General features: G+C 45.2%; 16 protein-coding genes. 8 read left to right on the forward strand and 8 right to left on the reverse strand.

What is annotated here, in order from left to right:
- The first annotated feature begins 85 nt into the window (after positions 1-85).
- A complete protein-coding gene (locus tag ACF8EG_RS21555) occupies positions 86-322 on the forward strand; it encodes a TIGR02647 family protein (RefSeq protein ID WP_069505022.1) in 237 nt (78 codons plus the stop codon).
- Between the two features lie 84 nt (positions 323-406).
- Here the strand turns inward: ACF8EG_RS21555 and ACF8EG_RS21560 are convergent, their stop codons facing one another.
- Positions 407-829 (reverse strand): PACE efflux transporter, encoded by a 423-nt coding sequence (locus ACF8EG_RS21560; RefSeq protein ID WP_031813451.1) that lies wholly within the window; start codon positions 827-829, stop codon positions 407-409.
- An 88-nt stretch (positions 830-917) separates the two neighbouring features.
- Here ACF8EG_RS21560 and ACF8EG_RS21565 point away from each other — a divergent pair, with 88 nt between their 5' ends.
- The 3 genes from ACF8EG_RS21565 to ACF8EG_RS21575 are packed head-to-tail and all read left to right on the forward strand — an operon-like array spanning position 918 to position 3,274.
- Complete coding sequence (locus ACF8EG_RS21565; protein WP_053816279.1) at positions 918-1,799, forward strand: LysR family transcriptional regulator; 882 nt, start codon at positions 918-920, stop codon at positions 1,797-1,799.
- A gap of 12 nt (positions 1,800-1,811) precedes the next feature.
- On the forward strand, positions 1,812-2,639 hold the full coding sequence (locus ACF8EG_RS21570) for an NAD-dependent epimerase/dehydratase family protein (protein WP_020840393.1): 828 nt from the start codon (positions 1,812-1,814) through the stop codon (positions 2,637-2,639).
- A complete protein-coding gene (locus ACF8EG_RS21575; protein ID WP_020840392.1) occupies positions 2,636-3,274 on the forward strand; it encodes a YdcF family protein in 639 nt (212 codons plus the stop codon). The genes ACF8EG_RS21570 and ACF8EG_RS21575 overlap by 4 nt, the downstream gene beginning before the upstream one ends.
- Before the next feature lie 72 nt (positions 3,275-3,346).
- Here ACF8EG_RS21575 and ACF8EG_RS21580 read toward each other — a convergent pair whose 3' ends face one another.
- Together ACF8EG_RS21580 and cysS are read right to left on the reverse strand one after the other, a co-directional pair.
- On the reverse strand, positions 3,347-3,925 hold the full coding sequence (locus ACF8EG_RS21580) for a thymidine kinase (RefSeq protein WP_005450744.1): 579 nt from the start codon (positions 3,923-3,925) through the stop codon (positions 3,347-3,349).
- 82 nt (positions 3,926-4,007) lie between these two features.
- Positions 4,008-5,390: a cysteine--tRNA ligase gene (gene cysS / locus ACF8EG_RS21585; protein WP_005478905.1), complete on the reverse strand. Its 1,383-nt coding sequence runs from the start codon at positions 5,388-5,390 to the stop codon at positions 4,008-4,010.
- A gap of 203 nt (positions 5,391-5,593) precedes the next feature.
- Between cysS and ACF8EG_RS21590 the strand changes: the two genes are divergently transcribed.
- The 4 genes from ACF8EG_RS21590 (at position 5,594) to ACF8EG_RS21605 (ending at position 8,777) form a co-directional block, all read left to right on the forward strand.
- Positions 5,594-6,088 carry a peptidylprolyl isomerase gene (locus ACF8EG_RS21590; RefSeq protein WP_005487618.1) on the forward strand — a complete coding sequence of 165 codons (495 nt, stop codon included), beginning with the start codon at positions 5,594-5,596 and terminating at the stop codon, positions 6,086-6,088.
- Positions 6,089-6,148: 60 nt separating this feature from the next.
- Positions 6,149-6,877 (forward strand): UDP-2,3-diacylglucosamine diphosphatase, encoded by a 729-nt coding sequence (lpxH, locus tag ACF8EG_RS21595; RefSeq protein WP_025536773.1) that lies wholly within the window; start codon positions 6,149-6,151, stop codon positions 6,875-6,877.
- A gap of 108 nt (positions 6,878-6,985) precedes the next feature.
- Positions 6,986-8,200: an EAL and HDOD domain-containing protein gene (locus tag ACF8EG_RS21600; RefSeq protein ID WP_069505020.1), complete on the forward strand. Its 1,215-nt coding sequence runs from the start codon at positions 6,986-6,988 to the stop codon at positions 8,198-8,200.
- 73 nt (positions 8,201-8,273) lie between these two features.
- Complete coding sequence (locus tag ACF8EG_RS21605) at positions 8,274-8,777, forward strand: YchJ family protein (RefSeq protein ID WP_069505018.1); 504 nt, start codon at positions 8,274-8,276, stop codon at positions 8,775-8,777.
- A gap of 67 nt (positions 8,778-8,844) precedes the next feature.
- Here ACF8EG_RS21605 and hisIE read toward each other — a convergent pair whose 3' ends face one another.
- Genes hisIE through hisB form a run of 5 tightly spaced genes read right to left on the reverse strand, consistent with a single transcriptional unit; the run spans position 8,845 to position 12,696 of the window.
- The gene (hisIE, locus tag ACF8EG_RS21610; protein WP_069505016.1) at positions 8,845-9,480 is read right to left on the reverse strand and encodes a bifunctional phosphoribosyl-AMP cyclohydrolase/phosphoribosyl-ATP diphosphatase HisIE; all 636 of its coding nucleotides are present in this window, start codon (positions 9,478-9,480) and stop codon (positions 8,845-8,847) included.
- Positions 9,477-10,250 (reverse strand): imidazole glycerol phosphate synthase subunit HisF, encoded by a 774-nt coding sequence (gene hisF / locus ACF8EG_RS21615; protein WP_020840389.1) that lies wholly within the window; start codon positions 10,248-10,250, stop codon positions 9,477-9,479. Before hisF ends, hisIE begins: the two co-directional genes overlap by 4 nt.
- Positions 10,232-10,969: a 1-(5-phosphoribosyl)-5-[(5-phosphoribosylamino)methylideneamino]imidazole-4-carboxamide isomerase gene (gene hisA / locus ACF8EG_RS21620; protein WP_005495717.1), complete on the reverse strand. Its 738-nt coding sequence runs from the start codon at positions 10,967-10,969 to the stop codon at positions 10,232-10,234. Before hisA ends, hisF begins: the two co-directional genes overlap by 19 nt.
- A gap of 12 nt (positions 10,970-10,981) precedes the next feature.
- The gene (hisH, locus tag ACF8EG_RS21625) at positions 10,982-11,596 is read right to left on the reverse strand and encodes an imidazole glycerol phosphate synthase subunit HisH (RefSeq protein WP_031781991.1); all 615 of its coding nucleotides are present in this window, start codon (positions 11,594-11,596) and stop codon (positions 10,982-10,984) included.
- 26 nt (positions 11,597-11,622) lie between these two features.
- Positions 11,623-12,696, reverse strand: a complete 1,074-nt coding sequence (gene hisB, locus ACF8EG_RS21630; protein WP_005460048.1) for a bifunctional histidinol-phosphatase/imidazoleglycerol-phosphate dehydratase HisB — start codon at positions 12,694-12,696, stop codon at positions 11,623-11,625.
- Positions 12,697-12,737 lie beyond the last annotated feature (41 nt).

A 12,737-nucleotide genomic window follows, 5' to 3' on the forward strand; every position in this document is an offset into this window, starting at 1 on the left:
ATGCAGTTAACACTTCTTGTTGTTTTGTGTTGCTCAACACTGGTTTTAAGACTAGCTTGGATAAAAAAGCGCAAAGGAATTATCTATGAAATATTCAGCTGAACACATCGCCGAACTGAACCTTCTTCTTCAATTCGATTTAAGCAGTGCAGCGACAGGCATTAAAGTCCATTCAGATGCCTCAGAAGAGATGCAAACAGCAGTTGCGCGTCTTTACCAAAAGCAATTGTGTACGCAACCTGATGGTGGTTATCTAACCGACGAAGGTATTGAAGTTGCAGAACACGCAGACAAAATCTTACGCGTACTTTCTGCAGAATAACTACCGCCCACTGACCAATAAAGCCACCGAAATACGGTGGCTTTTTTCTAGTTACTTCAATCGCATTTGGGGAATCTCACTCGGCTACACCAGTAACTTTCTCATTTTCCCAAACGGTTGAACTTTATCGTACAACCAGTTAAAGCCAGTGGCGTAAAACAAGAAGAATACTAGAAACCCTGCTTCGAGCATCAATGCTTGAAGGAGCGTAATCTCCAAGAACCATGCGATCACAGGTATAGAAATAAAGATCAACCCACCTTCAAACCCAACGGTGTGACCAAGGCGCATTGATAGACTTCTGTCTGCTCGGTTGCTGCCAAACCACTTATCGAAGTACAAGTTGTAAATGTAGTTCCAAACTACGGTGTACAAACTCAAACCGATCCCTACTAACGCCAAATCACTTGAACCTTTGCCTGTGATCAACGCAGCTGCAGGCACAATGATCGCTAACGCCATCAATTCAAAAAGTACTGCGTGGAAAATTCGTTCGTTACGAGTCATGATTATCTACCCATTTGTTCTACTCAATGACTGAAATTTTATCTATGATTGAGATAATAAAAAGTTAGATACCATCGGTAAAAACGATATGTTTACTATCGAACAATTGCAGGCGTTTGTTGCCACATCCGAATCCGGCTCATTTTCCGCAGCAGCGAGAAAGTTAGGTCGAGCCCAATCCGTGATAAGCCAACACATTATGAACATGGAACTCGACTGTGGTGTCGATCTGTTTGATCGCTCCGGCCGTTATCCCAAACTGACCGAGAACGGCCATGCTCTGATGCCTTACGCGCAAGCGGCGATCAGTCAACTCGACCGATTAAACAATAAAGCGACTCAGCTCTTTTCTGCGCAGGCGAGCGAGCTTGTTCTCGCGATTGATGAAGGGATTCCGCTGACTCGATTACCGGATGTGCTTAAAAACCTAGAGCAACAATTTCCGCAACTACAAGTCGAATGTTTAACGGCATCTAGCCCAGACATTATTGAACTGGTGAAATCTGAACGTGCAACCACCGGAATTATTCTGAGCGATCTGCAAATGCCTAGGCATATCGATTTCACCAATCTTGGTAATATCGCATTCGATGTGTATGTCTCTTCCGATCACCCATTAGCGGCTCAGCGAATTACCCATATCGATCAACTCAAACAATATCGCCAACTGGTGATACGCTCAAAGAGTGCAGAGCCAGGTAGCCTCAACCAAGCATTGAGCCCAGATATCTGGTACGCTGATAACTACTACATTTTGTTGGAATTAGCGAACAAAGGGTTTGGATGGTGCTTCCTGCCGGAGCACTTAGTCGCAGACTCACCAAACACGTTAAAAAAAGTTGGGGATGATTTCACAAAGCTGGCTTGGCAAGTCAATGTTGACCTGATTCAACATCAAAAATGGCATTCTGATCCCCTCCATCAACAAGCCAAAGCAGAGCTCATTACTCTCTTTGAGCAAAACAGTTAAGTAGGATAAATAATGGCAAACACATTGATTGTAGGTGCAGGTTGGCTTGGTACTCCACTAGCGCAAGCCTTGTTAGTCGAGGGACATGATGTAGTTATTACGCGTCGTAGCCAAGCTCGGTTAGATGAACGGCCATCCACTATTGCTAACGCCGCCCTGCTTGATCTCAACGATGAAAACGCAGCGCAAAAACTGGATGAAATAATTCAGTCGAATCATATTGAACGTATTGTTGGTGCGTTTCCACCTGGTTTTCGTAAAGGGTCTGGTCGAGAGTATGCGCAGCAATGGTCAACGTTAGTTAAAGCGGCAAAACAGAATGCGATTGAAAAGCTCGTCATGATCAGCTCTACAACGGTCTACCCTAATTTACCAACGGATATGAAAGAAGAATCCGCATCGCTCGCTCTCGCGCAAACCCACCCTCACTTTTCTGACAATGCGAAAATCATGCTCGAAGCGGAGCAATCCGTCATCGACTCTGGCATACACTACGCCATCTTACGTTGCAGTGGTTTGATTGGCCCAGACAGACACCCCGCTCGCTTTGCCATGCGCCTAAAACAAGTCAGCCGTAAAGCCCCAGCCAACATGCTTCATCAAAGTGACGCAGTCGCTGTGGCACAATTTGCATTGGATCACCTGAGTAACCAGATCATTAATGTCACAACGCCTCACACCGTGAGCAAAGCTGAGTTTTACCAAGCAGCAATCACCAAAAGTGGCGCAGAGATTTCGCTACCTCCCGTCACAGAAGATGCCGATAAACGCATCTTAGCGGACAAGCTGGTTTCACTTGGGTATCAATTCCGATTCAATTCAACGCTGGATGCACTATGAAGTTATATCAACATATAGAAACGCTTTGGGATTACATGCAGCTCAAACAGGATTTAAAGCCTGCCGACTGCTTGTTTGTTATGTGCAGTAACGACGTGCGAGTTGCTGAGCACGCCGCTGCGCTTTACCACCAAAAACTCGCACCATTGATTGTGTTCTCCGGTGGTGAAGGCCGTTTTACGGATGGTTTGTTTGAAAAAAGTGAAGCAGAAACATTTGCAGACATTGCGCGTTTAGCTGGCGTACCAAGCGATGCCATCTTAGTAGAAACACGTTCAACCAATAGTGGAGAAAACGTCCGTTTCACCGAGCAGTTATTTAAAGAGAAAGGCATCCAATGCGAATCTATTATTTTAGTGCAAAAGCCATTTATGGAACGCCGCGCCATCGCTACGTTTGAGAAGCAATGGCAATCGCCCTACTCGCAAGTGCAAGTCAGTTCTACCGCTCATCCATTCTTCGAATACATCAACGAAGACATGCCGCTAATGATGGTGTTAGAAGCGCTGATGGAAGATTTTTCCCGCGTCAAAAGCTATCCCGAAAAAGGATTTCAAACTAAGCAAGACATTCCAAATCAAGTGGATTCATCTTATCAAGTCTTGTTAGAGCGATTCGGTTTTGATCTCGTCTGAGCGAAATGAACAATTAAAAAGCCACCGAATTCGGTGGCTTTTCTGTACTGCTTTGAAGCTGAATGGATAGGTTTATTTACCTAGGGCTTCTTTGTAGTGCTGACGGCAAACCGAGACATAACGGTCGTTGCCACCAATCGCCACTTGGTCACCTTCTTTGATTGCGACTCCGTGTTCGTCGGTGCGGATAACCATGTTTGCTTTTCGGCCACAGTGGCAAATCGTCTTCAACTCAACCAGCTTATCAGCCCAAGAGAGTAGGTACTTACTGCCTTCAAAAAGTTCGCCAAGAAAATCGGTACGAAGACCATAGCAAAGTACTGGAATATGCAGCTTATCCACTACCTCTGTAAGTTGGTAAACCTGCTCTTTCGATAGGAACTGACACTCGTCAATAAGAATACAGTGACGTTTTTCGACTTCATGCAGGGCTGCAATCTCTTGGTATAGGTTCGTATCTGGACGGAACAAATGCGCGTCCGACTGTAGACCAATACGAGAACTTACTTTGCCTACACCATAGCGGTCGTCCAACGCCGCAGTGAAAATCACTGGCGTCATACCGCGTTCTTGGTAGTTAAATGAAGATTGAAGAAGAGTTGTCGATTTACCCGCATTCATTGCTGAGTAATAGAAATACATCTGAGCCACAGAGCATTACCTAAAGTTAAAATTTTATTGATGAAATTGGAAAATAAAAGGGCTGAATCATCAGCCCTTTTAAAAGATTCAATTACTTACGACGCCACGTTGTGCCTTCTGGGCCATCCTCAAGGACGATGCCCATTTCCGTCAGCTTATCACGTGCCATGTCGGCGTTTGCCCAATCTTTCGAAGCACGCGAGTCGTTACGCAGTTTGATTAGCGCTTCAATTTCAGCGACTTCATCATCGTTGCCAGCATTACCTTTTAGGAAAGCTTCAGGATCTTGATAAAGAATACCAATCACGTCTGCTAGTTCGCGCATTAGCGCACCAAGTTCACTCGCTTTCTCTACGCTTTCAGTCTTAAGGCGGTTAACTTCGCGCGCCATATCAAACAGAACTGAGTATGCTTCTGGTGTGTTGAAATCGTCGTTCATCGCAGCAGTAAAGCGAGATACATACTCCTCACCACCCGCTGGTGCTGCATTTAAATCCAGACCACGCAGAGAAGTGTATAGACGCTCAAGAGAAGCGCGTGCTTGGTTTAGGTTATCTTCACTGTAGTTCAATTGGCTACGGTAGTGACCAGACATTAGGAAGTAACGCACGGTTTCAGCATCGTAGTGACCAAGAACGTCACGAATAGTGAAGAAGTTGCCTAAAGATTTAGACATCTTTTCGCGATCTACCATCACCATGCCACTGTGCATCCAAGTATTTACGTACTTAGTGTCGTGAGCACAGCAAGATTGTGCGATTTCGTTTTCGTGGTGTGGGAACTGTAGATCAGAGCCACCGCCGTGAATATCGAAATGATCGCCTAGGATTGTAGAGTTCATTGCTGAACATTCAATGTGCCAACCTGGACGACCTGGACCCCATGGAGATTCCCATGTTGGCTCGCCTGGTTTAGACATTTTCCAAAGAACGAAGTCTAGTGGGCTACGTTTTGCTGTTTCGATATCAACGCGCGCACCAGCTTGAAGCTGATCAAGATCTTGCTTAGAAAGCTTGCCGTACTCGTCAAACTTACCTACTTCAAACATGACGTCGCCGTTGTCTGCAACGTATGCGAAACCACGTTCGATAAGCTTTTCAACCAATTCGATGATTTCTGCGATAAATTGTGTTGCGCGCGGCTCAACGTCAGGACGCTTCATGTTCAATGCATCAAAGTCTGCGTGCATGTCGCCAATCAAACGTTCTGTAAGTGATTCACAAGATTCGCCGTTTTCTGCTGCACGTTTGATGATTTTGTCATCAATATCTGTGATATTGCGAACAAACGTTAGGTCGTAACCAAGGTAGCGCAGATAACGTGATACTACGTCAAAAGAAACGAAGGTGCGGCCGTGGCCGATGTGACAGAGATCGTAGATGGTTACCCCACAGACATACATGCCAACTTTACCGGCTGTAATTGGTTTGAATTCCTCTTTCTGTCTTGTGAGTGTGTTATATATCTTTAACATGATCTCTATCTATGATTGTGAATGAATACAAGAACGTCGAGTATATCAAGTCCGACCTTATTAGGTAATAGCAATTAACCGATAAAACGATAATCGGCTAAACTTCAAGCACAAAACGAAGAATTTACTCTTCCTGAGTTTTTAATGCGTTATAACTTAGGCTAGAATCTCGGGCTCAACACAACACAGTAAAGGAAAGTAGCATGATCACCCTTCACACTAATTTTGGTGACATCAAGATTCAACTAAACGAAGAGAAAGCGCCAGAGACAAGCGCAAACTTCCTTCAGTACTGCCGCGACGGCTTTTACGACAACACTCTTTTCCACCGTGTTATTGACGGTTTCATGATCCAAGGTGGCGGCATGGAATCAGGTCTACGTGAAAAATCAACACGTGCACCTATCAAGAACGAAGCAAACAACGGCCTAAGCAACAAAGTAGGCACAATTGCTATGGCTCGTACGATGGAACCACATTCTGCAAGCTCTCAGTTCTTCATCAACGTAAACAACAACACTTTCCTAGATTTCCGTAGCGAAAGCCTAGATGGTTGGGGTTACTGTGTATTCGGTGAAGTTGTAGAAGGTATGGACGTTGTAAACAAGATCAAGGGCGTTAGCACTGGTTCTTACGGCATGCACCAAGACGTACCACTAGAAGACGTGGTAATCACTGGTACTACAATCGCAGAGTAATTCTTGCGAATTATTCCCAAGAGATAAGTAATTGGGGAGGCTTCGCCTCCCCTTATTTCTATGACGACATTATTTATATCAGACTTGCACCTTACGCCGTCACGTCCTGACATCACAGAATGTTTCATTACATTCATGCGTACGGAAGCCAAAAATGCCGAAGCTCTTTATGTATTAGGCGATCTTTTCGAGTTTTGGGTTGGTGATGATGACAAAACACCGTTTGCAAACCAAATTCGTACCGAGTTCAAAACGCTCACCGACCAAGGTGTCCCGGTTTTCTTTATTCAAGGCAATCGTGACTTCTTGTTGGGCGAACGCTTTTGTAAAGAGACGGGCATCACTTTGCTTGATGACGTTTGCACCATCGACTTATATGGCACAAAAGCGGTGATTTTACACGGCGATACCCTGTGTATTGATGACGTGGAATATCAGAAATTTCGTAAAACTGTGCATCAACCTTGGTTACAATGGATCTTTAAACGCATCCCATGGTATTTAAAGAAAAAAATTGTCTCTAAAGTTCAATCAGACATTCGCGACGATAAGCAGATGAAGTCTTTAGATATCATGGACGTGAATCAAAGCGAAGTTGAAAAAGTGATGTCTCAGAATTGCGTCAACTTGATGATTCATGGGCACACTCATCGCCCAAATACACACTTTTTTGACGCAAATGGTGCTAAAAACACGCGCATCGTCTTAGGGGACTGGTATACGCAAGGCTCAGTTTTACAAGTGAATTCTGATGGTTTTGAACTGCAAAACCGGCCTTTCAACACATAATTTACGCTAAGCATGTCGAACATGTAGAAGATTCGCATTCAAAGCGTAGATATTTTGTAAAAAATCGCTATTATCATATTACTAAGTTAAACAGAACGAAGTACCTAATTGAAGTATTCTTACGTAGCTCGCCAACCGATTCTAGACAGAGAAAAGCGAACCATAGGTTACGAACTTCTCTTTCGAGACGGCCCCAAAAATACCTTCCCTGAAGTAGAACCTGAGCTTGCTACTAGTCGACTGCTATCTGATCATTTTTTGTCGACGCATTACAACACGTTAGGTAACAAACTCGGTTTTGTTAACTTTCCCCACCAAAGCTTGGTCAACCTTGTTCCGACACTGTTTCCGAAAGATTCTCTGGTTATTGAAGTACTCGAAGATTGTGAGCCTACGCAAGAGCTTCTCGATGCAATAAAACATCTGCACGAATGCGGCTACCGAATTGCACTCGACGACTTTGTACCAACTAAGGCTTGGAAACGCTTTCTTCCGTACGTATCGATGATCAAATTTGATATTCGTTTAGTACCAATTGAAAAAGCGGCAATTTTCATCCAAGCATTGAGCCAGTTTAATATCGATTTTTTGGCTGAAAAAGTCGAAACCTATGAAGAGTTTGAACAAGCGCTTGACGCTGGTTTTAACTACTTTCAAGGTTACTTCTTTAGTAAACCAGAAATGATCCAAAAGAAGCGCCTCAACCCGGCGTTTTTAACCGTCATCCAGTTGTGTAAAGAGATTGCTGATAAGCCCATCGACTTCAATGAAGTGGAGCGTCTGTTCTCTATTGATGTGACGCTTTCTTATAAGTTGCTCACTTACGTCAACTCGGGTTACACGCTCACAACCAGGATCAAATCGTTTAGACAGGCGCTGATTTATCTGGGCGAAGAACGTTTACGACGCTTTATTTCACTGGTTGCAATCGCTTCTGTGCAAGAGGACAAGCCCGATTCACTCTACTCGCTTGCTATTCAACGCGCTCGTATGTGTGAAATTTTGCTTAGCCAAATGAAAACCAAGTACGATCCTGGACAAGCCTTTCTGACTGGTATGTTCTCATTACTAGGCTCGCTTCTCGATCAACCTCTGTCGGATGTGATTGAAGACATTCCCGTCGATGAAGACATCAAGCTCGCCCTGACAAGTCGAAAAGGTGTGCTTGGGTATCTCCTTTCTATGTGTATTGCTTACGAACAAGCAGATTGGGAACTGGCTGAAAGATACTGCTCTGTCTTGAAGTTAACGGAAACTCAGCTAGCTGATGCATTCAATGAATCGACAGAGTGGGCTCAAGAACTGCTTTCTCAAACACCTTAACTCGCTATAATGCTTCTCTCCCACTCTATTGGGATTGTTTATTTCATCGCTTTACCTAACGAGATTTCATCTTATGGCTTCTTCTTGTCCTTGCGGCGCTAACCGTACCTACCAACAGTGTTGCGAAATTGCGCACAACAATCACGCTGACGTCAAAACACCAGAACAGTTAATGCGCTCTCGCTATAGCGCTCATGTGCTAGGCCTCGTTGACTACATTGTGAAAACATATCACCCAAGTTGTAACGCAGAAGAACAACGTGAAGGTATCGCACAATCGATCGACAGCGATTGGTGCAAACTGGAAGTCGTCAAAGCAGAAGCTGGCAGCCATGAAAATGAAGGCTTTGTTGAGTTCAACGCCTATTTCAATGAAGACGGCCAACGCTACTGCCTGAGCGAGCGTTCACGCTTCGTGAAAGAAGATGGGCTGTGGTATTACATTGATGGCACTTTCCCTGAAGAAGAATCCGAGCAAGATCTGCGACTTAATCAATCCATCAGCAGCTTAAAAGTAGGCCGTAACGACCCATGTATTTGTGGCAGCGGTAAGAAATTTAAAAAGTGCTGCGGATAAAATCGCACTATCAAGAAAAAACAAAGGCTTCCACATGGAAGCCTTTGTTTTATTTCTTTGATTTGAACTACTTGTGACGCTCTTTAAGCTTATTCACCACATCGTTCATTGATAAACCTTGGTCTTGTAAAAGCACCAACAAGTGATAGATCAAATCTGCAGATTCACACACTAACTCCGCCTTATCGCCCGACGTCGCCGCAAGCGCGACTTCAACGCCTTCTTCACCCACTTTCTGCGAAATACGCTTGGTACCACTGGCATAAAGGCTGGCTGTATAAGAGGAGTCAGGGTCGGCACTCTTGCGGGCAGCCAGTAGCTGCTCAAGTTGATGAAGCCACACCATTTGTGAATCCTCTTGTGCATCGCCGTCCCAACACGTTGTTGTGCCTGTGTGGCAAGTTGGCCCAATAGGATTCACTCGAACCAGCAAAGTATCATTGTCACAATCTAGAGAGATATTCACGAGTTGAAGAACATTGCCAGACGTTTCACCTTTAGTCCATAAACGCTCTTTAGTGCGTGAGAAAAATGTCACTTGACCCGTTTCACCCGTTTTTGCTAGCGCGTCTTGGTTCATGTAACCCATCATAAGAACTTGGCTCGATTGGAAGTCTTGTACGATGGCAGGTACCAAGCCATCCACCTTTTCCCAATTGATTCGCTCCGACAGCGAACTGACTTCGGCGGCTTTAAAACTCATAGTCGTACCTCAATGCCTTGTTGTTTCAAATACTGCTTTAGTTCACCAATATTGATGACTTGTTTGTGGAATACCGAAGCGGCAAGAGCACCATCCACGTTTGCTTTTTGGTATGCTTCTGCAAAATGCTCCATGGCACCTGCACCACCGGAAGCGATGAGAGGAACTTTACACACTTCGCGTACCATATTGAGCTGTTCAATATCGTAACCGTTACGCACGCCGTCTTGGTTCATCATGTTGAGCACGATTTCACCAGCGCCGCGCTTTTGCACTTCTTGTACCCAATCGCGCGTTTCCCACTTCGTCGCCTTTGTACGTTCTTCGTCGCCAGTAAACTGGTAAACCTGATATTTACCAGTATCTTTGTCATAGTAGGAATCGATACCAACTACGATACACTGAACGCCAAATTTATCCGCTAAATCAGTAATAAGCTGCGGGTTAGCCAACGCTGGCGAGTTGATAGAGACTTTGTCTGCACCAAACTCCAGAATACGTGCAGCATCCTCTGCGGATTTAATACCACCAGCCACACAAAAAGGAATGTCGATCACTTCCGCGACACGAGCCACCCAACTTTTATCTACTACACGACCATCGCTTGATGCAGTGATGTCGTAAAATACCAGCTCATCAGCGCCTTCTTCAGCGTAGCGTTTAGCGAGAGGGACAATATCGCCGATGATCTCGTGGTTGCGAAACTGAACCCCCTTCACCACTTGTCCATCACGAACATCAAGACATGGAATTATTCGCTTTGCCAGCATGCAAATGCCTCCTCTGCTGTGAACTTACCATCTAACAACGCGCGACCAACAATCACGCCTGCCACACCGCTGCCTTTTAGTGCTTCGATATCCGCTAGCGAACCGATACCACCTGAAGATTGGAACTGCACTTGTGGGTACTGTTTACATAGGTCGACGTAAAGCTCTACGTTTGAGCCTTCTAACGTACCGTCACGAGAAATGTCAGTACACAGCACGTGCTGTAGACCTACCGTTAAGTAATCATTGATCAGAGCTTCAATAGTCACGCCTGAATCTTCTTGCCAACCAGAGATCGCCACTTTACGTGTGCCGTCTTGGTCGATGTTGATGTCCAACGCGAGAACGATTTTCTCTGCGCCGTATTTTTCCATCCAACCTTTTACTAACTCAGGCTGTTTTACTGCGGTTGAACCAACCACAACGCGCTGTGCACCCGCTTCTAATAAGTCCACAACGTCTTGTTCGGTACGCACACCGCCACCGATTTGGATGTTCGCAGGCGTGCTTGCTAATAGCTTTGCAATCAAATCAAGTTGGCGCGCAGATGTATCTTTCGCGCCCGTCAGATCCACCAAGTGCAGCCAGTTAGCCCCTGCTTGGTGATACAAGTTGAACTGCTCTGCTGGGTCGACTTTGTACTCGGTTACTTGGCCGTAATCACCTTGATAAAGGCGAACCACCTGTCCTTCAATTAAATCAAGAGCTGGAATAATCACACTAAATCCCTTTTATAATTCTAAGAAGTTTTGAATAAGCTTCGCGCCCGCTTTTGAAGAACGCTCTGGGTGGAATTGCACACCATAATAGTTACCACTTTGAACCGCAGCAGTGAATGGATTTCCGTAATCACATTCGGCAATGGTGTAGTCTCCAACAGGCATCGCAAAGCTGTGCACAAAATAGAAGTACTCACCCTCTTCAATGTCTTTGAACAACGGATTGCCTGCTTTTGCGGAAACGGTATTCCACCCCATATGCGGCAGCGGTAAGTCACCAGTCTGTAGCAACTTCACTTCGCCATCGCAAAGTCCAAGACACTCAACTAACTCGTCGGCTTTCTGCCCTTTTTCTTGAGACACTTTGCCCAGCAGTTGCATGCCTAAACAGATACCTAGCAGTGGCTTTTCTACCTGTTTTACCAAGCTGATAAGGTCACGCTCTTCTAGGTTCTTCATCGCTTCACTGGCGGTTCCCACGCCCGGTAGAAATAGCTTGTCAGCCGCCAATACAACTTGTGGTTCTTTTGAAATCGTTACGTCATAACCTAAGCGTTCAATAGCAAACTTCACCGAAGAGACGTTGGCACAGCCAGTATCGATAATAACAACTTTCTGTTCTGTCACTGTTTTTCTCCTTGCTCACGTGAACCTTAAAGGACGCCTTTGCTGCTTGGCAGCTCCGTGCCTTCCACTTTGATTGCTTGGCGTAACGTTCGACCAAACGCTTTGAATAGGCTCTCAATGATGTGGTGATCATTATCGCCAGCAGAAGAAAGGTGTAGCGTACACGCTAGTGTGTCAGTTAAAGAACGGAAGAAGTGAACCACCATCTCTGTCGACAAGTCTCCAACTTGATCACGGCTAAATTTCGCGTCAAATTTCAGGTAAGGACGACCAGACAAATCCAACGCACATTGCGCCAAGCACTCATCCATCGGCAGGCTGAAACCAAAGCGACCAATGCCGCGCTTATCGCCCAACGCCTCTTTTAATGCCTGACCAAGGGCTAATGCGGTATCTTCAATCGTGTGGTGATCATCAATGTGTAAATCACCATCAACTTTGCACACCATTTGGAAACCACCGTGAGTGGCAATTTGATCCAGCATGTGGTCAAAGAAACCAAGACCTGTTGAGATATCATTGCCGCCTTGCTCATCCAGATTAACGGCAACTTTAATGTCGGTTTCTTTAGTAGTACGAATCACTTCGGCAACTCGTGCTTTCACCGTCAGATCTTTCAATATCTGCTTCCAGCCCATGGTTTCTGGATTGTATTGAATACCGCGAATCGCCATGTTTTCCGCCAATTGCAGATCCGTTTGACGGTCACCAATCACGACAGAATTTTGGAAATCCACTTTACCGCCTTGAAGATACTCTTTCACCATGCCTAATTTAGGCTTACGGCAAGAGCAGTTGTCTTCTTCAAAATGCGGACAAATCAGCACATCATCGAACTTCACACCTTGAGACTCGAAGATCTCCATCATCATGTTGTGTGGCGCATCGAAGTCTTCTTGAGGGTAGCTGTCTGTGCCCAGACCATCTTGGTTTGTCACCATCACTAGACGGTATCCCGCATCCTGCAACGACAACAGGCTTGGAATAACGAACGGTTCTAGTTTTAACTTATCCAAGCGGTCAACTTGGAAATCAATCGGTGGCTCGACAATCAGCGTGCCATCTCGGTCGATAAATAGGATTTTTTGTTGCTTGCTCACTCGAACTTCCTTATTACTAATCTTGTTTCGTTCTCGGCATA

Source organism: Vibrio sp. YQ_11, assembly GCF_043103065.1.
Taxonomy (GTDB): Bacteria; Pseudomonadota; Gammaproteobacteria; order Enterobacterales; family Vibrionaceae; genus Vibrio; species Vibrio parahaemolyticus.